Source organism: Brevibacillus sp. HD3.3A (genome assembly GCF_013284375.2).
GTDB classification, from domain to species: Bacteria; Bacillota; Bacilli; order Brevibacillales; family Brevibacillaceae; genus Brevibacillus; species Brevibacillus parabrevis.
Window position 1 is genome coordinate 383179 of the sequence record NZ_CP085874.1, and the last position, 21822, is coordinate 405000.

At 52.1% G+C, this 21822-nt stretch carries 16 protein-coding genes (1 of these 16 only partly in view); 15 read left to right on the plus strand and 1 reads right to left on the minus strand.

The annotated features are described in order from the left end of the window. The first annotated feature begins 25 nt into the window (after nucleotides 1-25). From HP435_RS02185 to HP435_RS02195, 3 genes are all read left to right on the plus strand, one after another. Nucleotides 26-1447 carry an MBL fold metallo-hydrolase gene (locus HP435_RS02185; protein WP_173599716.1) on the plus strand — a complete coding sequence of 474 codons (1422 nt, stop codon included), beginning with the start codon at nucleotides 26-28 and terminating at the stop codon, nucleotides 1445-1447. A gap of 275 nt (nucleotides 1448-1722) precedes the next feature. After that, nucleotides 1723-2022 (plus strand): hypothetical protein, encoded by a 300-nt coding sequence (locus tag HP435_RS02190; protein ID WP_063229105.1) that lies wholly within the window; start codon nucleotides 1723-1725, stop codon nucleotides 2020-2022. Nucleotides 2023-3397: 1375 nt separating this feature from the next. Next, nucleotides 3398-5629: a heavy metal translocating P-type ATPase gene (locus HP435_RS02195; protein ID WP_173600152.1), complete on the plus strand. Its 2232-nt coding sequence runs from the start codon at nucleotides 3398-3400 to the stop codon at nucleotides 5627-5629. A gap of 83 nt (nucleotides 5630-5712) precedes the next feature. Here HP435_RS02195 and HP435_RS29195 read toward each other — a convergent pair whose 3' ends face one another. Further along, on the minus strand, nucleotides 5713-7716 hold the full coding sequence (locus tag HP435_RS29195; protein WP_173600151.1) for an ABC transporter ATP-binding protein: 2004 nt from the start codon (nucleotides 7714-7716) through the stop codon (nucleotides 5713-5715). A 288-nt stretch (nucleotides 7717-8004) separates the two neighbouring features. Here HP435_RS29195 and HP435_RS02210 point away from each other — a divergent pair, with 288 nt between their 5' ends. From HP435_RS02210 to HP435_RS02265, 12 genes are all read left to right on the plus strand, one after another. After that, the gene (locus HP435_RS02210; RefSeq protein ID WP_122962208.1) at nucleotides 8005-8904 is read left to right on the plus strand and encodes a phosphotransferase family protein; all 900 of its coding nucleotides are present in this window, start codon (nucleotides 8005-8007) and stop codon (nucleotides 8902-8904) included. Nucleotides 8905-8943: 39 nt separating this feature from the next. Beyond that, nucleotides 8944-10170: a DUF3880 domain-containing protein gene (locus HP435_RS02215; protein WP_173600150.1), complete on the plus strand. Its 1227-nt coding sequence runs from the start codon at nucleotides 8944-8946 to the stop codon at nucleotides 10168-10170. After that, on the plus strand, nucleotides 10167-11795 hold the full coding sequence (locus HP435_RS02220) for a DUF3880 domain-containing protein (RefSeq protein WP_173600149.1): 1629 nt from the start codon (nucleotides 10167-10169) through the stop codon (nucleotides 11793-11795). The genes HP435_RS02215 and HP435_RS02220 overlap by 4 nt, the downstream gene beginning before the upstream one ends. Nucleotides 11796-12021: 226 nt before the next feature. Beyond that, a complete protein-coding gene (locus tag HP435_RS02225; protein ID WP_122962211.1) occupies nucleotides 12022-13668 on the plus strand; it encodes an AraC family transcriptional regulator in 1647 nt (548 codons plus the stop codon). 111 nt (nucleotides 13669-13779) lie between these two features. Then, on the plus strand, nucleotides 13780-14787 hold the full coding sequence (locus tag HP435_RS02230; RefSeq protein WP_122962212.1) for an iron-hydroxamate ABC transporter substrate-binding protein: 1008 nt from the start codon (nucleotides 13780-13782) through the stop codon (nucleotides 14785-14787). Nucleotides 14788-14807: 20 nt separating this feature from the next. Beyond that, a complete protein-coding gene (locus HP435_RS02235; RefSeq protein ID WP_122962213.1) occupies nucleotides 14808-15815 on the plus strand; it encodes a FecCD family ABC transporter permease in 1008 nt (335 codons plus the stop codon). Beyond that, nucleotides 15808-16827 carry a FecCD family ABC transporter permease gene (locus tag HP435_RS02240; RefSeq protein WP_122962214.1) on the plus strand — a complete coding sequence of 340 codons (1020 nt, stop codon included), beginning with the start codon at nucleotides 15808-15810 and terminating at the stop codon, nucleotides 16825-16827. Before HP435_RS02235 ends, HP435_RS02240 begins: the two co-directional genes overlap by 8 nt. A gap of 101 nt (nucleotides 16828-16928) precedes the next feature. After that, complete coding sequence (locus HP435_RS02245; RefSeq protein WP_173600148.1) at nucleotides 16929-17495, plus strand: nitroreductase family protein; 567 nt, start codon at nucleotides 16929-16931, stop codon at nucleotides 17493-17495. 286 nt (nucleotides 17496-17781) lie between these two features. Then, on the plus strand, nucleotides 17782-19008 hold the full coding sequence (locus HP435_RS02250; protein WP_173597936.1) for an MFS transporter: 1227 nt from the start codon (nucleotides 17782-17784) through the stop codon (nucleotides 19006-19008). After that, nucleotides 18998-19477, plus strand: coding sequence for an MmcQ/YjbR family DNA-binding protein (locus tag HP435_RS02255; protein WP_229049794.1), 480 nt, complete (start codon nucleotides 18998-19000; stop codon nucleotides 19475-19477). Before HP435_RS02250 ends, HP435_RS02255 begins: the two co-directional genes overlap by 11 nt. Nucleotides 19478-19522: 45 nt before the next feature. Next, entirely contained in the window at nucleotides 19523-20905 is a 1383-nt protein-coding gene (locus tag HP435_RS02260; RefSeq protein ID WP_122962216.1) for a sigma-54 interaction domain-containing protein, read from the plus strand. Nucleotides 20906-21293: 388 nt separating this feature from the next. Then, nucleotides 21294-21822, plus strand: the beginning of a protein-coding gene (locus HP435_RS02265; RefSeq protein ID WP_122962217.1) for a GntP family permease. The gene runs 854 nt beyond the window's last position; 529 of the gene's 1383 nt are visible here — the first part of the coding sequence; it begins with the start codon at nucleotides 21294-21296; its stop codon lies beyond the right edge, outside the window.

The window sequence follows — 21822 nt, forward strand, 5'->3', positions numbered from 1 at the left end:
GATAAAAGACAGGAGGCTGATTTTCATGCTGCTTAAATATTTTTACGATGAAAAACTCGCCCAGGCATCTTATTTGGTAGGCTGCCAGGCAACAGGGGAAGCGATCGTGATTGATCCGGCGCGCCATATTGAGCCGTATGTACAGGCAGCGAAAGCAAATGGACTGAAGATTGTCGCTGCGACGGAAACCCATATTCATGCCGATTTCCTCTCGGGAGTAAGGGAAATCGGGGAAAGATTGGGAGCGACGCTGTATTTGTCAGACGAAGGCGGGCCGGACTGGAAGTATCAGTATGCAGCCCAGTACGAGCACCGCTTGCTGCGCGACGGGGAAACATTCCGCATCGGTCATCTGACGTTCGAAGTCCTGCATACACCGGGGCATACGCCAGAGCATATTGCCCTGCTTTTGACAGACAGAGGCTGGCCGGACACGGAACCGATGGGCATTTTTACGGGCGATTTTGTGTTTGTCGGTGACATTGGGCGTCCCGATTTGCTGGAAAAGGCGGCTAACGTAAGCGGCTCGGCTGACGAGATGGCGAGAAAGATGTTTCACTCGTTACAGCGGTTCAAGCAGCTTCCTGACTATTTGCAAGTGTGGCCGGGGCATGGGGCAGGCAGTGCGTGCGGCAAAGCAATCGGGGCTGTGCAGTCTTCGACGGTTGGCTATGAAAAACGTACGAACTGGGCGTTGCAGCATGAGCGTGAAGAGGAGTTTGTGCAGCAATTGCTCCAGGGCCAGCCTGAGCCTCCTACATACTTTGCGATGATGAAACATCTGAACAAAGTCGGGCCACAACCGCTGCAAGCGATAGCGGCACCTGTGCAGGCGGAAGCTTCCATTGGCGTGCTGGAAGAATGGAAGCAGCAGGGAGTAGTCATAGACGTCCGTCCGGCAGAAGCGTTCGCCCAAAAGCATGTGCCGGGCACCATCAATCTGCCCTGCGACAAGTCGTTCCCTACGTGGGCCGGGTGGCTGCTCGATTACGAGCGCCCGATTTTTGTGCTGGCCGAGACGCAGCTTGTTCCCGCCGTTTTGTACGATTTGCAGTCGATCGGGCTGGATCAGGTAAAGGGCACGATGGAGCTTGGCAGGGGAGAACAGCTTGCAGAACAGTCTGTTGCTTTTGAGCAGTATCAGGAAGTCACGCCAGAAGCGGTGGAAGAGCAGGTTCGGGCAGGGGAGCTATACGTGATTGACGTTCGTTACGAAAAAGAGCTGGCAGAGGGGCAGATCCCGGGCGCGAAGCGCATCATGCTCGGCTATTTGCCGCAGCGCATGCAGGACTTGCCGCGTGACAAGCCAATACTGGTGCAATGCAAGAGCGGCAGAAGGTCGGCGATTGGCGTAAGCTTGCTGAAAGCAAACGGTTTTTTACAAGTGCAAAATCTGAGCGGCGGCTTTGACGAATGGAGAAGGCGTGGGTTGCCTGTTACTCGGTGACAGAGGCTGAATAGGGCGCTGCTACCGGGCAGATCGCTATGTCGCGGGAGTCTTGGTGGTGTCTCTCCCTTTTTTTGTGTATACTCTTTTTGCAAAGATGTTGTTATTGACATTGGCCGTAAAGGATTGGCAGAATAAGGGTAGTTCTCTATAGGGAACGTTTGTTGCCGTTGAATGCATGCCAAGATAGGCATGGTGATGATGCCTGTCAACTCACGGGCTTTTCGTAACGCAACACTCTTTACGAAAAGAGCATAAAACAGGGAGAGAGAACGATGAGTTTCCAACAAAAGTGTACCAAGTGTCATTCCAAAAAAGTCGACTATACGGAAGCGATCAACCGTCGGCTGTATGTTGTGATTTACGCAGCGGTGCTGATCGTCCTTGCCCTCATTGGCATATCGGTACAAGGCACGCCTGTTATTTTCTTGTTTCTCGGCTTGATGGGTGCGTTTATCCTGTTTGCGGTCAGGATGTATCTGGAAAGGAAAAAAGTAGTCAAATGCGTTTGTCTCGATTGCGGCGAACGTTGGCAAACAACTCCCGTCGCTGTCTCCCAAAAGCAGATGAAGTAGCGAAGAAAGGCTCTCCGCCATTGTGGGGAGCTTTTTTATTTAGTGTCTGGGGGCTAAGTACGGTTGTTGATCGCGGCTGTGGTGGAGGGAGAAAACAGGAGAAACCGCTGTAGGGACGTGGGCCTCTCGCGGGGAAGCGCGGACTGCCCGTCTCCGGCGAAAAAGGAAAACCGCGTCAAAAGCAGCGAGATCGAGGAAGTGGACGCACGTTGCCGCTTAAAGGCGTGTTTTCCTTTTTCACCTCCGTCTCGGAAGGAGTCCCAAAGCCCTTTCGCTTGTTTCTCCTGTTTCCTCGGCCAACGTTTAACTTTAGTCGGACATCGCTTTTGGATGGTTGATCAGGGGGGAAAAATCCAGGGCAGGAAATGAACGAGCTTTCCATAAAGGTGTTGCATGAAGCACTGTCTTCAAGAAGACTCTTACTCCTGTTTCTGGGCTTTTTTGAAACCCCGATCACCACCGCTAAAGTACCGATGACGCAGACTACAAAGCGTCAGCTCAAACAAGCTTTTTGGCATTGGTATTTTTCTTTGAAACCCGCGCCGACCACAACCAGCCGCTGACGAGGAAAGAGACGAAATGCGAGAAAGCTCTTTGGGATACCGACTGAGGTTCCGAGGAAAAAGCGAAACACGGTTTTAAGCGTCAACGTGAATCTGCATCTGTGAGCGGCTGCTTTTGACGCGGTTTCGCTTTTCCCCGGAGCCGTGCAGTCCAGGCCCCCAGCGGGTATCCCAAGAAGCTACAGCGATTCGTCTCTTTCCTCGCCACACCTAAAGTACCGATGACGCAGACTACGAAGGTCAACCCAATCAAGCTTTTCGTATTTGACATTTTTCCTTGAAACCCCCGATGACCACAACCAGCTCCTGACGAGGAAAGAGACGAATCCGCGAAAGCTCTTTGGGATACCGACCGAGGTTCCGAGGAAAAAGCGAAACACGGTTTTAAGCGTCAACGTGAATCTGCATCTGTGAGCGGCTGCTTTTGACGCGGTTTCGCTTTTTCCCCGGAGCCGTGCAGTCCAGGCCCCCAGCGGGTATCCCAAGAAGCTACAGCGATTCGTCTCTTTCCTCGCCACACCTAAAGTACCGATGACGCAATCTACAAAGCATTACCCCAAGCAAGCTTTTTCGATCAAGCAGCTCCCCAAGCAAGCCTTCAATCCGCCACTCAGCATTTCCCCGCCACACCGAAGCCCTTCATCATCTCCCGTTCCTGAATTTGTCAAATAAATAGGCGAAAAACTCTAAATTGAATCTTGAACCAGGAACTGGTATCCGATAATATAATAATTAAATGTTTGTTTGAATGTTTGTTGGATATATTCAGATGAGTTGGGGAAAATAGATGCTTGGGAAATAGGTGAGAGCATATGGCAAATGAACAAAAACATGACGGGTGCTGCAGCGGGCACCATTGCAGCTCAGAACATACCCATGGCAAAAAAACACTCACAGTGCTGGAGTCTGCGGCTGCCGTTGCCTCTGACGGTACGGCCGCTCTGTCCGGAAAGGCGATTGTCTACAGTGTGCACGGCATGGATTGCAGCTCGTGCGCCAAGTCGCTGGAAAGGCACATGCGGACGCTTCCAGCGGTGAAGGATGTCAGTGTTAATTTTTCAACCGGAAAAATGCAGCTTGTCTCTGACGGCTTGCAGGATGACGCGGTGATCAGGGAAGTCGCCAAGGCGGGGTACAGCGCCCAGCGGCTGGAGCGCAGAACGTCTGGTGAGGCGGTCAAAAAAGATCAGGCGGGCACGCTGCTCACGACTCTTTCCGGAGTTTTTCTGGCGCTTGGCTTCGCAAGCTCCTTGACCAGCTTGGACGCATCGGTCAGCACGATTCTTTACGCACTCGCCATTATTAGCGGCGGCTATCGTCCGGCGCGCAGTGCTTTTTACGCGATCAAAAGCAAGTCGCTGGACATGAACGTACTGATGTCAGTTGCTGCGATTGGGGCTGCTCTGATCGGAGAGTGGCTGGAAGGGGCAACGGTTGTCTGGTTGTTCTCAATCGGCAATTTGCTGCAAACGAAGTCGATCGAAAAAACGCGCGACTCGATCCGCAATTTGATGGATCTCGCTCCGCCGGAAGCGTGGGTGAAAAAAGGCGAGACGCTGACCCGGATGTCCGTAGAAGAGATTGGCGTAGGCGATGTGATCGTGGTCAAGCCGGGAGAGAAAATTCCGCTCGACGGCGATATATTGGCGGGTCATTCCAGCGTGAACCAGGCTCCGATTACAGGGGAGTCCATTCCCGTCGACAAACAGGCTGGCGACGTCGTATTTGCAGGCAGCGTGAACGAAAGCGGCGCTTTGGAAATCAAAGTGACGAAGCTCGTCGCAGATACAGCGATTGCGCGAATCATTCACCTGGTGGAAGAGGCTCAGGAGAAAAAAGCTCCGACGCAGGCGTTTGTCGACAAGTTTGCCGCCATGTATACGCCGATCGTGCTGATTCTCGCCTTGCTCGTGATTGTGTTTCCTCCGCTGTTTGGCTTTGGCACATGGGGAGAATGGTTTTACAAGGCATTGGAGCTGCTTGTGGTTGCCTGCCCTTGCGCGTTGGTTATCTCGACGCCAGTTGCCATTGTTTCCGCGATCGGGAATGCCGCCAGAAATGGCGTGCTGATTAAAGGCGGGACTTTTTTGGAGAAGGCAGGAGCGATTGAAGCGATTGCTTTTGACAAAACAGGCACGCTGACAGAAGGCAAGCCGCGCGTGACTCAGGTGGTGGCAGTGGGAGAGGCGGAGGACGTCATCCTTGCCATTGCCCGGACGATGGAAGAGCGCTCCAACCACCCGATTGCCCAGGCGATTGTCGCTTACGCCAAGCAAAAGCAGATAGCGGCACGAGCGGGCGACGATTATCAGGCGCTGGTAGGAAAAGGCGTGCAGGCGACGGTAGATGGTGTGGTTTATTACGCAGGGAAGCCGGCGCTTTTCGAAGAGCTGGGGATTGACATGAGTCCTTGGAAGGAACAAATCGCTTCCTTGCAAGTCGAAGGCAACACACTGATTGTGGTTGGCACGAAGCACGAGCTGCTCGGCATGATTGCCGTAGCAGATGCGATTCGCGAGATTACGGTTGGCGCGATCAGTCAAATAAAAGCAGCCGGAATCAGCGAAATCATCATGCTGACAGGCGACAATGCCGGGACAGCGAAAAAGGTAGCGGCCCAGACGGGAGTCGATCGCTATTTTGCCGAGCTGCTTCCGCAGGACAAGGTCGAAGCAGTGAAAAAGCTGCAACAAGAGGGCAAAGTCGTCGCCATGGTCGGCGACGGAATCAACGACGCCCCTGCGCTGGCAACCGCCGACTTGGGTATCGCCATGGGCGGGGCAGGCACGGATACCGCGATGGAAACGGCAGATATCGTGCTGATGGCCGACAATCTGGAGAAGCTGCCGCATACGGTGAGAATCAGTCGCAAAGCGCTTGTGATCATCAAGCAAAACATCTGGTTTTCCATCGTGGTGAAGCTGGTTGCACTCGTGCTGATTTTCCCGGGCTGGTTGACCTTGTGGCTGGCTGTACTGAGCGATACAGGCGCTGCTTTGATCGTGATTTTAAACAGCATGCGCTTGCTCAGAATGAAACCGTAATGCGCTGAACGGCAAAAAGAAAAGGGAGAGAGCCATCAAGGCTCGTCTCCCTTTTTCGTTTGTTGGTGCAGGCTTGTTCTCGTTTAGACCAGGACGCCGCCGCCGTAACGCTCAAATTCTTTTTGCGTGCAAGCGACATAGTGACCTGGCTCGATTTCCCGCAGCACTCTTTCTTCGGTCTGGTTCTGCAAGTATTCCTGATCGTCGAAAACAATCCGTTTGCGGTTGCGCTCGTAATCCGGGTCTGGCAGAGGGATAGCCGAAAGCAGAGACTTGGTATACGGGTGAATCGGGTTTTCGTACAAGCGGTTGCTCTCCGCCAGCTCCACGATTTTGCCGCGATACATCACGCCGATCCGGTCACTGATGTATTTCACCATCGACAGGTCATGGGCGATGAACAAATAGGTCAGGCCCTTTTCTTTTTGCAGACGTTTGAGCAGGTTGATAACCTGAGCCTGGATGGATACGTCCAGAGCAGAGATCGGCTCGTCCGCGATAATGAACTCGGGATCGACAGCCAAAGCGCGGGCAATTCCAATGCGTTGGCGTTGTCCACCGCTGAACTCATGCGGATAGCGGTTGGCGTGCTCGCGGTTCAGACCGACTGTTTCCAGCAGCTCGTGTACTTTCGCGATGCGCTGCTCTTTGGTAGCCAGTTTGTGAATATCCAGACCTTCTGCAATAATATCGGATACAGTCAGGCGAGGATTCAGAGACGAATACGGGTCCTGGAAAATCATCTGGATTTTGCGGTTCAGCCATTTCTTCTCGTCGCCTGTTTTTTTGCCGTGAACACTCTTGCCTTTGAACAGCACTTCGCCGTCTGTCGCATCGTACAGGCGGAGGATGGTGCGGCCAGTTGTGGACTTGCCACACCCGGATTCTCCTACCAGTCCGAAAATCTCGCCTTTGTAGATGTCAAAATTGATTCCGTCAACCGCTTTCAAAATATGGCCGCCGCCAAGATCGAAATGCTGTTTCAGGTCTTTGACCTCTACAAGCTTTTCGCGCTGGTCATACGATTTCGCTGCTTGCGGGCGTTGCACTTCGACTTTCTTTTCGTCGCTGTCTGTTTTGCGTCTCACTGCGGATGCAGGAGGATCGATTTGCGGAGCCATCTCATGCAACAACCAGGTTGCAGCATAGTGCGTCTCCGAGATTTTGAACATCGGTGGCTCAAATTCCAGATCGACTTGCAGCGCATACGGGTTGCGTGCTGCGAACGCATCGCCGACAGGAGGCTTGAACATGTCTGGCGGGGAGCCAGGAATGGACATCAGCTCTTCGTCGCTCGTATCGAGGTTAGGCATGGAGCCAAGCAGCCCCCATGTATACGGATGCTTCGGATCGTAGAAAATCTCATCGACATTTCCGATCTCGACAATTTTTCCAGCGTACATAACCGCTACACGGTCAGCCATATTCGCTACGACACCGAGGTCGTGGGTAATGAAGATGATGGAAGTACCCATTTTTTTCTGGATATCTTTCAGCAGCTCCAAAATTTGCGCCTGAATGGACACGTCCAGCGCGGTTGTTGGCTCGTCCGCAATGATCAGCTTCGGATTGCAGGCCAGCGCGATCGCAATGACGATCCGTTGACGCATACCTCCAGAGAATTGGTGCGGATATTGATCGACACGCTCTTTGGCAAACGGAATGCCAACCAGCTCCAGCAGCTCGACAGCGCGTGTGCGAGCTTCAGCGCGGCTCAGCTTCTGGTGTTTGATGAAGCTCTCCATAATTTGGTTTCCGATCGTCATCGTCGGATTGAGCGACGTCATCGGATCTTGGAAAATCATCGAGATGTCGCGTCCGCGAACATCCTGCATTTCTTTTTCTGTCAAAGTAACCAAGTCTCTGCCTTCAAACAGGACTTGTCCTTTGGGAATACGGCCCGGAGGAGAAGGAATAAGGCGCATAAGTGCTTGAGACGTAACGGATTTACCGGAGCCGGACTCACCTACGATAGCCAGCGTTTCCCCTTTGTGCAGGTCGAAAGAAACCCCCCGCACTGCTTTTACCTCACCTGCATACGTGTCAAATGAAACGTGTAAGTCCTTTACTTCCAAAACTTTTTCCATAGAATCCTCCCTTTCCAACGTGATGATGTGATCAAACAACCCGCCATTTATGTGTAACAATCTCTCTAGTATGAATTTTTACGAAAATGAAAATCATTATCACCATTATACTATATTTGCTGAGTATTGTTAAAAAATTTTTTTCTATTCAGCACATACCTATCGGCAAAACCCCAAATGTTGCTAGGCAGGCTTCATTAGGGGCTTTTTTATCGTTGCCTTTCGTAAGCCAAGTCATACAATACATCAATTGAGTATGAATGCGGTCTGGAAAGGGGCGTATTTCGTGTGCAACTCGAGCCTTTGCGCAAGCTGCTGCAAGACCGATATCCGGAGCTGCGAAACGAAACATTTCGCGTGGACGATACAGGCTGGAGCAATTTTGTCGTCATCGTAGGAGAAAAGATGATTTTCCGCTTCCCCAAGACAGAGGAGGCGAAAGCGATCATCAGCCGGGAGATGCAAATTTTACCGCTGCTAGGGCCAATGGTACCAGTAGCGATTCCCCAGTTTGTCTATTCCTCCACGCAGACAGACGACATCAAGTACGTCGGATACCCGATGATTTACGGGAAGCCGCTTTTTCGTGAAGAGATGAGCGGACTGTCTGACAAGGAACAAGAGCAAGTAGCCAAAGCGATTGGGGGATTTTTGAGCGGGCTGCATTCCTATCCGCTGGAAAAGTCGTTCGACAAGGCGATTGACCCGGCGTTGACCAAAGCTTTTTACGAAAATCTTCTGAAGCGAATTGAACGGAAGGCTTTTTCTTATATGCCTCTTGAGCTGCAACAGTGGACCAGGCAGACCTTTCAGGCGTTTGTGGCGAATCCGGACTACTTCGCGTTCAAGCCGGCGCTGTTGCACAACGATTTGAAGCCTGAGCACCTGCTCTACGACTTCGAGAAAAGGCGGCTGAACGGGATTATCGACTTCGGCGCAATGGGAGTAGGAGACCCCGCCTACGATTTTGTCGGGATTTACAGGGCGTACGGCGCAGCCTTTGCCCACAAAGTATTGAGCTATTACACCAGGGAGACTGACCCGGTGTTTTTTGACCGCATAACATCATTTTACGTCAAGACGATCAGCTTTTGGACACTATTTTACGGAATTGACTGCCAAAATCAAAAACTCATTCAGTATGCGCTTGGAAAATTGCAGGCATTTGCCCGAGCCAAGGGAACCTGAGGGAACGGAAACAGGAAGGAAGGACGGCGAGGTGAGAAAATGCGAGTATTGTTCTTGGAAAGCCACCCCATGTGGATTCACGGGCTGCCAAACGGATTTCGCGATTCAGGACACGATGTGATGATTTCAGGGCCGTTGACGGAGCAAAACATTCCCGAGATGCTCGGGGAGTTTCAGCCAGATTTGGTGATCGCCATCGGCTGGGGGCCTGAGCAAACGGCTGTCAAACTGGACTGGATTAATCGGTATGTGCATGAGGCGAATGTTCCGCTCATTTACTGGGCGACAGAAGACCCTACGTTTACAGAGAGCTTTACGATGCCGCTGATTCAAAGGGTGCAACCTGACTTTGTCTTTACGATTTGCTCCGAGCGGGTAGATTATTACGCACAACGAGGGATCAAGGCGGCACACATGGATTTTGGATTCCATTCCAGCATTCATTGTCCCGTTCCGGCAGAGGATGCGTATCGTACATCGATCGCCGTTGTTGCCAATGCGTATCCGCACGTCTTCAAGCAGCATGCTGACCATTTTCGGCTGGTGTCCCTGTTTACGCTCATTCGTCCGCTGCTTCATGCCAACATGCGCATCGACTTTTACGGCCGCGACTGGGACAAAATGAAACCATATCTGGGGCTGGACATCCCGCAAGAGTGGATTCACGGTTATTTGTCTTACCCGGATGCCCACAAGGTGTACAGCTCGGCAGACATCGTCATTGGCCTGCAAAACTACGAGACGCAGCTGACACAGCGGACGTATGAGATTTTGGGATCGGGAGGCTTCCTTGTTACACAGGATACACTGGCAGTCCGCAGCATGTTCACGTCAGGAAAAGACCTGCTCGCGGCTTCCACATCTCACGAGACGCGGCAAATCATCGAGCACTATTTGCAGCATCCGGAGGAACGCAAACAAATTCAGGAGCAAGGAAGACGGGCTGTTCGCCATGCGTCCTATCAACACCGCGCAGATTACATGGTGCAGGTGCTGCAAGCGCAAGGAATTTTGTCCACCGATAGCGAGACTGCGACTGGACCAGGCGAGCTGATCTCCTACCCGGAGCGAATCCGGGAACGCTATGAAGTGCACGATGTCCGCCGGGGAGATACGCTCTGGAAAATTGCCCAAACCTACGGGGTGACGATCGAACACATCATGAAGGAGAACGGGCTTACTTCCTATGATATTTACATCGACCAATACTTGAAAATCAGGGAGCGCAGCCGCGAAGCAAACGAAAGCGGCGGAGGGAGCACATGAGAATTTTGTTTCTGGAAAAAAATCAGGCGCTCCTTCACGGATTGCCGCACGGTTTTTGCGATGCCGGACATCAAGTGATGATTTCCGGGCTGTTGACGGAGTCCAATCTGCCTGCGCTGCTCCAGCGCTTCCAACCGGATTTCATCATGATGACAGGCTGGGGGCCGGAGCTGACTCCCACGCAGCAAGCGTATGCGGGCGAGCAAGCCAAAAAGGCGCGAGTACCTCTGATTTACTGGGCAGAGCAAGATCCTGCTTTCTTGGATATGTGGTCACTGCCTGTAGCTTTGCGGATGCAGGCAGATTTTGTTTTTACCGTCTCGCCAGAAAGTATTCCGAGCTACGAAGCGGCTGGAATCCGGGCGGCGCACATGGATGTTGGCTACGACCCCAAGTGGTATGGCTCAGGCGAAAGCCCAACCCCCGACAAATCGCGCACACCTGTGGCAGTTGTATTTTCTCCGTTTCCTTATATGTATCGGCATCAGTGGGGCCATGAGCTCGCTGACGCTTTGCATACGCTCATCTGGCCTCTGCTTGCGAAGCGCATCCCGGCTCGCTTTTATGGAAAAGAGTGGGGGCAGATGCAGCCGTTTTTTGGCTGGAGCATTCCGCAGAACGGGACGATGTCTAAGCCAAGTCCTCTGGAAGCAAGACGGGTCTATCAGGAAGCGGACATCGTGATCGAATTGCAATCGTCCGAACAGCATATTTCGCAACGCATGCTGGAAGCCGCAGCGTGCGGCAGTTTGTTGCTCGCGCGCGAAGCTTCCGGTTTAAGGCGGATTTTTACTCCCGGCCATGATATGCTGGCATCTTCGTCTCCGCTACAGACAGCAGAATTGCTTTCATATTATATGGAAAAAAGCGGCGAGCGAAGGGAACTTCAGGCACAGGCGATGCGGACGGTTCAAGCCCATACGTACGAACAGCGCGCCCAATCTATCATACGCACGCTTGTAGAGGAAGGGATTGTCGCTAACGACAGGACAGCATCTATGAAGCGAGAAGAAAAGTTCTTGCGGCTGGGCCAGCCGATTTGCAGCAGAGACATGGTGCATGCGGTCAAGCCAGGAGAGAGTTTGTGGGGAATTGCCCAGACTTACGGGATAAGTATCGAGAGGCTGCGCGAGGCGAACCGACTCGTCTCTGATCTGATCCAGATCGGCCAGTTTTTGCGCATTCCGCAGCGAATCGCAGAAGATGACGAGCAGTGCAGGCGAGTGAAAAAGTGGCTGGACAAAGCAGCGCGCCTGTTTCAACTCGATCCGTGTCTGCTCTACGGAATCGCCTATGCAGAGTCCGATTTCGGCCAAAATGCGGGCATGAGTACAGCAGGAGCGTTCGGAATCATGCAGCTCAAGCAGAAGACAGCGCAGGGGCTGGGCGTGGATCGGAACGATCCGTGGCAAAACATCGTAGGCGGAGCCATGTACATCAAGGAGCTGTTGCATGAATTTGCAGGCGATCTGCCCATGGCTCTAGGGGCGTACAACTGGGGGAAAAACCACGTTCGGATGGCCGCTCAGCAAGCGGACAAACAGTGGCTGTTGCTGGCTCCCGAAGAAACGCAGCACTACGTCGCCAAAATAGTAAAATATATGAGCGAAGCGGGCAGCGTATGACAAGGCCCGCAGGTGCATGATACAGCGTCAGAAAGCCCGGCTTTGTGGAGGTGGGGCTTTTTTGGCGCTGTTGGCGCTGCTAATAATTGAAGATAGGAAGAGATGGATGAGTTTGATATACTTTTAGCACAGAAATGAGAATTGTTATCAAAAAACCAATCGATCCATTTGTTTGTACATAGAGAGCCGTGAAGAAATATTCTGCAAGACTGAAGGTGTGACCAAGATGAATGACAGACAAGCGATGTTCCAGGAGTTTACCGAGCATGTGATGGCCGATGTCATGTTCAAGCTCCGCGATATTGCCTGGATAAAAGGAGACGAGCATGAACGTCTGCGCCAACAGTTTACAAATTCACACATATTGCTGATCGTAACCGGCGGGAGAGGTCGTTTGCGATTGGAAAATGTCGAGCATCAGTTGCGTCAGGATGCGATTTATATATGCCCCCCGATGAGCACGTTCGGGATCGATCCAGACTCGGTTGACGAATTGCAGATGTACGTCATGCGCTTCGACGCGTTTAGCGAGTCCAAGCAGAGAAGGAGACGTCTTCGCGTATTGCGGGAAGAGCACGAGTTTCCATTAATGGGGGAAGTATCTGTCCGCTCCGCGGGGCAGCTTGTGCTGTACTGCGATTCGATTGCAGAGCTATGGCAGCAGGCAGGCGGGATCGACCGTTTTCGCAGCCAGACCATGTTTCAAGAAATGTGGTACCACATCGTGAAGAACGTCGATTTCACGGCGCAAGATTCAGCTACAGCGCTGGAACGAGCACGTGCCTACATGGAAGAGCATTACTCGCAAAATATCACGATTGAGCAGCTCGCCCGGATTGCCGAAGTCAGCCCGAAATACTTCGTGGATTTGTACAAGAAAACATACGGTGTATCCGCGATGGATTACGTCACGGAGCTGCGCATTAGCCGGGCGAAGCAGCTCATGGCGCAATCCCACGTAAAGCTGCGTGAAATCGCTCACCAGGTAGGATACAACGACGAGTTTTACTTCAGCCGCAAATTCAAAAAAGAGGTGGGAGTTTCGCCTACCTTTTATATGAAAAGCCGCCAGCGCAAAATCGCCGCCTATCGCGCCCCGATCATTGGGCAGATGCTGGCATTGAAAATGATGCCGTTCGCAGCTCCACTGCATCCGAAATGGACGGCCTATTACTACCAAAACTACCGAAACGACATCCCCGTCCATCTGAGCGCGTTTCGCCAGAATGAAAACTGGAAGGCAAACATCGAAATGCTGCAAGAAGCCAAGCCCGATGTAATCATTTCGCTGGACAAGGCCAATGAACAGGAGACCGAGCAGCTTGCTCGCATTGCGCCAACTTTGTTCGTGCCATACGAAGCGCAAGGATGGAGAGAGCAGTTGCTGATGATCGGCGATTTTTTGGGAGAGTCGGTGGAGGCCAGACACTGGCTGGCTGCCTATGACGAGAAAATGGCCAGAGGACGGGAAGGGCTGCGAAAAACGCTTGAGGAAGAAACGTTTCTCATTTTGCGCGTGTTCAAAAATGAGCTGACTGTGCACTGCAATCGCAGCATGAACGAGGTTTTTTACAAAGGGCTGCAAGTGAAGCCGGCTTTTGTTACGACAGAGGATGTTTACGATCAGACCGTATCGCTTGCCGATGTGGCTGCGCTTAATCCTGACAGGGTGCTGATGCTCGTTTGCCAGGAAGCCGAGACTTTGGAAACCTTCAAACAGTTGAAGCTGTCTGCGCAGTGGCGGGATTTGAAAGCGGTGCGAAACAACCGGGCGTACCTGATTACTTCCGATCCGTGGCGAGAGTATTCAGCCCTTGCCCATAATCGGGTTCTTGACCAATGCTTGCGTCTATTTTCAGGAGATCGTCCATGACGATTCTGGATATCGTCCATGGTCGCGGATAAGCAGATGCATTATAATCACGAATGATAATCGTTATCAATAAAGATCATATACAAACATATGAGAGGGGCTTTTCAAGTAATGAAAAAGGTATATCTGGGTCTTAGCATCGCCATGCTGGCAATTGCACTGACTGCGTGCGGCGGCAACCAGGCTGCAAACTCCACAGCCACGAACAACAGCACCACACCTGCTGCGACTACGACAACAGCGGAAAAACCTGCTGAAGAGGGTGCCAAACAAGAGACACGCACGATCAAATACCTCGATAAAGAATACACTGTCCCAAGCAAAGTAGAACGGATCGCTATCACAGGCAGCATGGAGTCCATGGAAGATGCGCTCGTGCTCGGCGTAAAACCGGTTGGGGCCATTTCCATCGGTGGCAAGTTCCCTGAGATGTTTGCTCCGATCACCGGAGAAGCAAAATCCACTGGCGAGAAAATCCAGCTGAACCTGGAAAGCATCGTGTCCATGAAACCAGAAGTCATTCTGGGCAGCAGCAAGTTCCCGCCTGAAACTTTTGAGAAATTGACCAAAATCACTACAGCGTTCCCGGTTTCCCACATTTCCACCAACTGGGAAGCAAACCTGCTCTTGCTGGGTGAATTGACTGGCAAACAAGCTGAGGCTCAAAAAGTGATCGACGACTACAAAAAAGAAGTCGAGGCAGCAAAAACTCAATTGGGTGAGGGCGTGAAAGACAAGAAAGTGGTAGCAATCCGTTTGCGCCAAGGTAGTATCAACATTTATCCGGAAAAAGTGTTCTTCAACCCATCCCTCTACTCTGAATTGGGTTTCACAGCACCAGCAGAAGTAAAAGCAGCGAAGGCACAAGAAGTGGTTTCGCTGGAGAAATTCAGCGAAATGAACCCGGATTACATTTTCGTCCAATTCTCTGCGGATGAGAACAAAGACAATCCAAAAGCACTGGAAGATTTGGAAAACAACCCGATCTGGAAGAGCATCAACGCTGTGAAAAACGGCAAAGTATTCGTAAACGTGGTTGATCCGCTCGCACAAGGCGGAACAGCTTGGAGTAAAGTACACTTCCTGAAAGCTGCTGTTGAAAAATTGTCTGCCAAGTAATAGTAGGCGAGGTTAATCGCATGCAATCAAAAAAAGCAGTACCTATCCTCATACTTGCGATTTCGCCCGTAGCGATTGCGCTAGTGATCGTGTTGTCTATTCTGTACGGGGCTAAGCAGATTGACGCATACACCGTCTATCAAGCTCTCTTCCAGTTTGACGAAGGGAATGTGAATCATCAAATCATTATGCATTCCCGTTTGCCACGAGTGTTGGGCGCACTCATGATCGGAGCGTTTTTGGCAATATCAGGAGCATTGATGCAGGGGATGACGAGGAACTACCTCGCGTCCCCCTCTATTATGGGGGTATCCGATGGTTCGGCCTTTGCCATTACCTTGTGCATGGTGCTGATGCCTGCTTCGTCGAATACGACAATGATTTTCATGTCGTTGGCTGGTTCGGCGCTGGCAGTTGTGATGGTACTCGGATTGTCCAGGCTGTTGCCCAATGGATTTTCGCCTGTCGCTTTGGCGGTAATCGGGACGATTACGGGAACGTTTTTGAGCGGTGTCTCTGCGGCTATCGCTTCTTATTTTCAAGTCTCGCAAAATGTAAGCTTCTGGTATAACGCGCGGTTGCATCAGCTTGAACCGGGGCTGATTTGGCTGGCGGTTCCTTTTGCTGTCGTCGGCATTATCATGGCTCTGTTCTTGTCCAAGTCCATTACGATTTTGTCGTTGGGGGAGGAAATCTCGCTCAGTCTGGGACAAAAGACGGTCTTGGTCAAAGTGCTGGCAACGACGGCTGTCGTTATTCTTACAGGCATTTCGGTAGCATTAGCCGGAAAAATCGGATTTGTCGGGCTAATTATTCCCCATATGACCCGTTTCCTGGTCGGCCTGGACTATCGCTGGATTGTTCCGTGCGCAGGCGTGATGGGAGCCGTTTTCCTTGGCTTGTCTGACGTCTTCAGCCGCTTCATGAACAGCCCGTTTGAGACGCCAATTGGAGTTGTTACCGCATTTATCGGTGTGCCGTTCTTCCTCTATCTGATTTACAAGAGAGGGGGAGGCAAGCATGCGTGATAACAGAAGCAGATTTCGTCTGGTTCTGACAGTCAAGATAATCCTGATTGTACTGGCAACTTACATTAGCATCACAAACGGCGTGTTCGACATGTCCGTGATGGATGTGGTTCGCACTTTGTTGCGGCTCGGGTCGTCTCCTGAGCAGGACCTCGTTATTTTTGAATTTCGGTTGCCGCGGATTGTCATTGCAGCGTTGGTCGGCTATGGCTTGGGTGTTGCAGGTGCTGTCATTCAAGGCATTACCCGCAATGGTCTGGCTGATCCGGGGATTTTGGGGATCAACGCCGGGGCAGGTGCGTCTGTCGTAGCATTCATGTTTTTCTTCCAGGGACAGTTTACGGATGCCAGTTGGTTCTCCATCATGGCAATGCCGCTGTTTGGTCTGGCCGGGGGCTTGTTGGCCGCCGCGTTGATTTACATGTTTGCCTGGCGCAACGGAACACTTGACCCGCAAAGGCTGATCCTGGTCGGGATCGCGATCGGATCAGGGCTGGGAGCAGTAGCTTTGTACTTGTCGCTGAAAATGAACCCGAACGATTTTGAAATGGCTACTGTCTGGCTGACCGGAAGCATCTGGAACGCCAACTGGACGCATATTAGCGGAATGCTCCCCTGGTTGATCCTGCTTGTTCCTGTCTTGTTGCGCAAAGGGCATATTCTCGACTTGATGCAGCTAAACGAGGAATCGGTGAAAAGCCTTGGGGTGTCGGTGGAAAAAGAACGCAATCGGCTCTTGCTGTCCAGTATCGGGATCGTAAGCGCGTGCGTTTCCGTTTCCGGCAGCATTGGTTTTGTCGGTCTGATGGCTCCGCATATAGCCAAGCGCCTGACGGGTATTGCTCACAGACATGTTTTGCCGCTATCCGGCACAATCGGGATGTTGATGGTGATTGCGGCGGACTTTATCGCCAAGACCGTATTCACTCCGGTTGAACTGCCGGTTGGCATTGTCATCTCGATCATCGGGGTGCCGTATTTCTTCTATCTGCTTAGCAGAGCCAAAAAATAGAGAAAAGCAGTCCATTTGGATAGAGTCGGGAGGAGGGCGCCACTTTGAGCAAGGGGCGCTCCTCTGATTTTGGGAGAGAAAGCAAAAAGGGAGGAACGAAAATGGAACTGGCAAAATTGATCAGAGAACGCCGCTCGATTCACCGTTTTGAAAATCGCGAGGTAGACCCGGCTCTGGTGGCCGAGCTGTTGGATACAGCGGTCTGGGCGCCTAACTACCATATGACCCAGCCGTGGCGTTTTATTGTGACGCATGGCGAAGGCCGCAGAAGAATCGCGGAAGCGGTGCGGATCATGAAGGAAAAACGCGAAGTGGACCCTGCCAAAAAGAAAGAAGTAGGGGAAAAGTTCTACAACAAAATCATGGCGATTCCGATGCTGATGACAGTTATTATGAAGGAAAGCCCCAACCTGATCGAGCGTCAGGATGATTTCGCGTCCACCAGCATCGTCATCCACAATTTCAGCTTGCTGGCGTGGGAAAAAGGCATCGGTCTGACCTGGGAGACTTACCCTTGGATTCACGAGCCGGAATTTCGTGAGGCGATGGGCATTGCTCCGGGAGAAAAAGTGCTGGGTAACCTGCACATCGGCTATCCGGCAGCGATTCCAAGCCCGCAGCCGCGCGTTCCGGCAGCCGAGCGGATCACGTTTGTGGATAAAGCGTAGCGCAGGACAAGAGGGGAACATTTTTTCTTGTCAGGCAGTTACTTTTTGTGGTACTCTTGGGACACTCTACAAGAAAGGGTGACCATCAAGCCAATGATTTACTAACTCCTGTTTCCACAAAAACAATCGGATAAGACGATGCGTTTTTTGGATGGGAGTAGTATGTGCATATTGGCAAATCGATGGTAGAGCCTTTGATGTTTCTTTGCAGAGGGTTTCTATGTCTTTTTGACGATGATATGCTACGCCTCCTGTCCAGATCGCAAATGGATAAGGAGGCTTTTTTATGTCAAATATGCTTAAAAACCGGTACGTCCGGGCGATTTTGTTGTCGGGCTTGTTCTTGCAAATCGGGATATGGGTACGCAATTTTGCCATACTGCTGTATGTCATGGACCATACCGGAGGCGATCCGTTCGCCGTTTCCATGATTTCTGTCGCGGAATACGCGCCGATCTTTCTGTTTTCTTTTCTCGCGGGAACGTTTGCTGACCGTTGGCGGCCGAAACGAACGATGGTCTGGTGCGATGTGCTCAGTGCCTTGTCCGTGATTGCCGTACTGGTCACGTTTGTCTTCGGAACGTGGAAGGCGATCTTTTTCGCAACGCTGATTTCGGCCGTGCTCTCGCAGTTTTCCCAACCATCGGGCATGAAGCTGTTCAAGCTGCACGTTCCGGCGGAGCAGATGCAAGCAGGGATGTCCGCCTATCAGACGCTTTTTGCCATCTTTATGGTTCTGGGGCCGATCTTGGGTACATTTGTGTTCCAGCAATGGGGGATGGAAGTGTCCATGCTGATTACGGCCGTTGCTTTTCTGGCTTCTGCCGGGGTGCTGTACATGCTGCCGCCTGATCGGGTGGAAGAGGGAGAAAGGCAGGAATCTGCCTTGCTGGAAGAGATGGCGAGCGGGATTCGCTATGTGCTCAGAAGTCGCGTGTTATCCTTGTTGGGCATCTGTTTCATGGCAGCGGGGCTAGGTATAGGAATGGTGCAGCCTCTGGCGATATTCCTGGTGACCGAACAGCTCCAGCTGCCTAAGGAGAGCCTGCAATGGCTGTTGATGGTTCAAGGTGTGGGCATGATTGTAGGAGGGGCGCTGACGATGGCGCTGGCGAAAAATGTGCCTCCGCAAAGGCTGCTCGTTCTCGGAATGCTGGGCAATGCCGTTGCCCTTGGCGTATGCGGGGTGTCTACTCACTTGTGGCTGACGCTGCTCGCCCAGCTTTTGGCCGGATTGCTGTTGCCGTGCATTCAGATCGGGATCAATACGATGCTGCTCAAATATACGGAAAGCTCCTTTATCGGACGGGTAAACGGCATTTTGACCCCGCTGTTTACAGGTTCCATGGTGATCATGATGAGCGTGGCAGGGGTGCTGAAGCTGCATCTTTCCCTCATGCTTGTGTATGAAATCGCGGCGATTCTGTTTTTGATTGGCCTGAGCTTTATACTGCCGCTGTATCGCGTAAAAGAAGGAAAGCCGATGCCAAGCGCAGAACAGATTGGATCATGAGGAAACAGCCGTAACGGCGGAAAAGCGGCAAGGAAAATTGGTGATAGAGGATGGGGGTTGCGATCAGATGACGCATGAGCGGATTACGTCCAAGGAAGGGCTGGAAATGGAAGCGGCGGTCAGGGAGCTTGCGATCCGCTGGCCTGAAGTGACGGAAAAGGTCGATGGCTTCGGGCATACGTCGTTTCGGGTAAGCGACAAGCCGTTTGTCATTATGGGAGAGGGGGGCGCAGAAGGCCCCGCCCTCTCCTTCAAAGTGCTCAAGACGACACAAGAGCTGTTGCTCGCCCAGGAGCACTTTTACAAGACGCCGTATATCGGTCACCACGGCTGGGTTTCCATTCGCGCCCAAAACGTTGCGGATTACAGCCTGCTTGCGGACTATTTGCTGGAGGGTTACTTGTGTGCAGCTCCCAAGCGTTTGGCAAAACAAATGCAGGCGCAGCTTCCGTCGCTCATGGAATCATGAGGAGCTGTCATTCAAGCGATCTACCAGACAAAGGGGGAGCCCCAGTTGGATTGGAATCTCCAACAAATCAGCAAGTTGCTTGAGGTCGTCTTCGAGAATGCCCATGAGCCGATGATCGTGACGGACAGGGACGGCAAAATCCTTTTGATGAACCGGAGCTATCGGGAATTTTTGAACGTGCAGGATGTCATCGGCAAACCCGTTACAGATGTGATCGAAAATACGCGGATGCACATTGTCGGCCAGGCAGGTGTAGCGGAGATTGCGGATATCCAGCAAATCAAGGGACAAAAGATGATCGCCCACCGCATTCCGATCATGGACGAGGGCAACGTGATCGCTGTACTCGGAACGGTGCTGTTTCAGGATGTGCAGGAGCTGACTGCCCTGGCTGCGATGGTCGATCAGCTGAAGGACGAGCTGACTTACTATAAGAAAGAACTGCGGCGCAGGATGGGGGCGACCTATCATTTTGACCAGATCGTCGGATACAGCCAAAAGCTGCAGGAACTGAAAAAATTTGCCCAAAAGGTGGCGACCAGCGATTCGACGGTATTGATTACCGGGGAGAGCGGGACAGGCAAGGAGCTGTTTGCCCACGCGATTCACGCGCAGAGCAAACGGAAGATGGGGCCGTTCATTCGCGTGAACTGTGCGGCGATCCCGGATACTTTGCTGGAATCGGAGCTGTTTGGCTATGAAGAAGGAGCGTTCACCGGAGCGGTTCGCCGCGGGAAAAAGGGCAAGTTCGAGCTGGCCAATCACGGGACGATTCTGCTCGATGAGATCGGGGATATGCCGCTGCCTTTGCAGGCCAAGCTTTTGCGCGTTTTGCAGGAAAAGGAAGTGGAGCGGGTTGGCGCTGTCCGGACGACGCCAATCGACGTGCGGGTGATTGCTTCCACGAACCTCGATCTGTTGCAGAGCATCAAGGAAGGGAAGTTCCGCGCCGACCTTTACTACCGTCTGAACGTAGTCACCTTGTCGATCCCTCCGCTGAGAGAGCGGCTGGAAGATTTGCCGGAGCTGGTATCCAACCTGCTCAAGCAACTGGGCGAGTCTACAGGCATCACGGTCAAAGTGATCGACGAAGAGGTCTGGAATGTGCTGCGGGGCTATGCTTGGCCGGGGAACGTACGCGAGCTGCGGAATGTGCTGGAGAGAGCATTGCATCTGATGGAGGACGATGTGCTGAAAAAAGAGCACATTTGGCTGCCGGCATCGGACGAGACGGCAGTTGTTCCTGTGGCGGATGCGCCGTTCAGAGAGCTTATGCCTTTAAAGCAGCTCATGGAACAGACGGAGCAGGAGGCGCTTGCGCTTGCGATGCAGCAAACGGGCGGAAACAAGCTGGAGGCAGCCAAGTTGCTGCAAATCAGCAAGTCCAGCTTTTATGAAAAGTGGGAGAAGTATTCCCAACGGAAATAATGGATGCGTACTGAAAGCCGGGACAGGGCGACAAGGCCGAGTTCCCGGCTATTATTTTTGCCAGATTCCGCGTTTCCGGAATAGAAAAAAGGAGAAAGGTGTCGACGGCAGAAGGTTTTGACATTTTGCCGGAGCTGTTTTTGGCTGGTTTTTTGCTAGATTCCAAAAAAGCGGACGCATAATTCCGGAAATCCGGAAAATTTTGCAAGCGCTATCATTCGGGTGTCGGTGCCCGGTGACTACAAAGTGGCGCGAATGCTGGATTTGTCGAAAAGGTGACAGAGTTGGCACGATCCATGCAATTCAGAAACGGTTGTAAGCGGTTTCTTTTGCGGTGATTATAAACACTGCGCCTCCAAGCTGGAGGGCAATCTGAAAGGAGAATCCTATGATCATTGAAGTGTTGTCTATCGTGATCGCGCTCGGCCTTTTGATGTTTTTTGCGTACCGGGGCTACCCTGTTATCGTCTTTGCCCCGATCTTTACGCTGCTCGCGGTCGTTTTGTCGGGAATCGCGCTTCTGCCAAGCTATACGGAAACGTTCATGACCAATGCAGCAAACTATGTGAAATCATTTTTCCCTATTTTTCTGCTGGGTGCCATTTTCGGAAAAGTCATGGAGTTGAGTGGAGCAGCTTCGTCGATCGCCCATACGATCGTGAAGGCGCTGGGCTCCAACCGTGCGATTTTGGCTGTCGTGCTGGCATGTTCGATTTTGACGTATGGCGGGGTTTCGCTGTTCGTCGTTGCCTTTGCTGTCTACCCGTTTGCCGCAGCGATTTTCCGTGAAGCGAACATCCCAAAACGTCTGATCCCGGGAACGATTGCACTCGGTGCATTCACGTACACAATGGATGCTTTGCCGGGTACACCGCAAATTCAGAACATCATTCCTACTACTTATTTTGGTACAGACG

What these genes read in the sequence shown, in the direction of transcription:
- HP435_RS02185 (WP_173599716.1), top strand. Translation starts at nt 26, where the DNA reads ATGCTGCTTAAATATTTTTACGATGAAAAACTCGCCCAGGCATCTTAT.
- HP435_RS02190 (WP_063229105.1), top strand. Translation starts at nt 1,723, where the DNA reads ATGAGTTTCCAACAAAAGTGTACCAAGTGTCATTCCAAAAAAGTCGAC.
- HP435_RS02195 (WP_173600152.1), top strand. Translation starts at nt 3,398, where the DNA reads ATGGCAAATGAACAAAAACATGACGGGTGCTGCAGCGGGCACCATTGC.
- HP435_RS29195 (WP_173600151.1), bottom strand. Translation starts at nt 7,716, where the DNA reads ATGGAAAAAGTTTTGGAAGTAAAGGACTTACACGTTTCATTTGACACG.
- HP435_RS02215 (WP_173600150.1), top strand. Translation starts at nt 8,944, where the DNA reads ATGCGAGTATTGTTCTTGGAAAGCCACCCCATGTGGATTCACGGGCTG.
- HP435_RS02220 (WP_173600149.1), top strand. Translation starts at nt 10,167, where the DNA reads ATGAGAATTTTGTTTCTGGAAAAAAATCAGGCGCTCCTTCACGGATTG.
- HP435_RS02225 (WP_122962211.1), top strand. Translation starts at nt 12,022, where the DNA reads ATGAATGACAGACAAGCGATGTTCCAGGAGTTTACCGAGCATGTGATG.
- HP435_RS02230 (WP_122962212.1), top strand. Translation starts at nt 13,780, where the DNA reads ATGAAAAAGGTATATCTGGGTCTTAGCATCGCCATGCTGGCAATTGCA.
- HP435_RS02235 (WP_122962213.1), top strand. Translation starts at nt 14,808, where the DNA reads ATGCAATCAAAAAAAGCAGTACCTATCCTCATACTTGCGATTTCGCCC.
- HP435_RS02240 (WP_122962214.1), top strand. Translation starts at nt 15,808, where the DNA reads ATGCGTGATAACAGAAGCAGATTTCGTCTGGTTCTGACAGTCAAGATA.
- HP435_RS02245 (WP_173600148.1), top strand. Translation starts at nt 16,929, where the DNA reads ATGGAACTGGCAAAATTGATCAGAGAACGCCGCTCGATTCACCGTTTT.
- HP435_RS02250 (WP_173597936.1), top strand. Translation starts at nt 17,782, where the DNA reads ATGTCAAATATGCTTAAAAACCGGTACGTCCGGGCGATTTTGTTGTCG.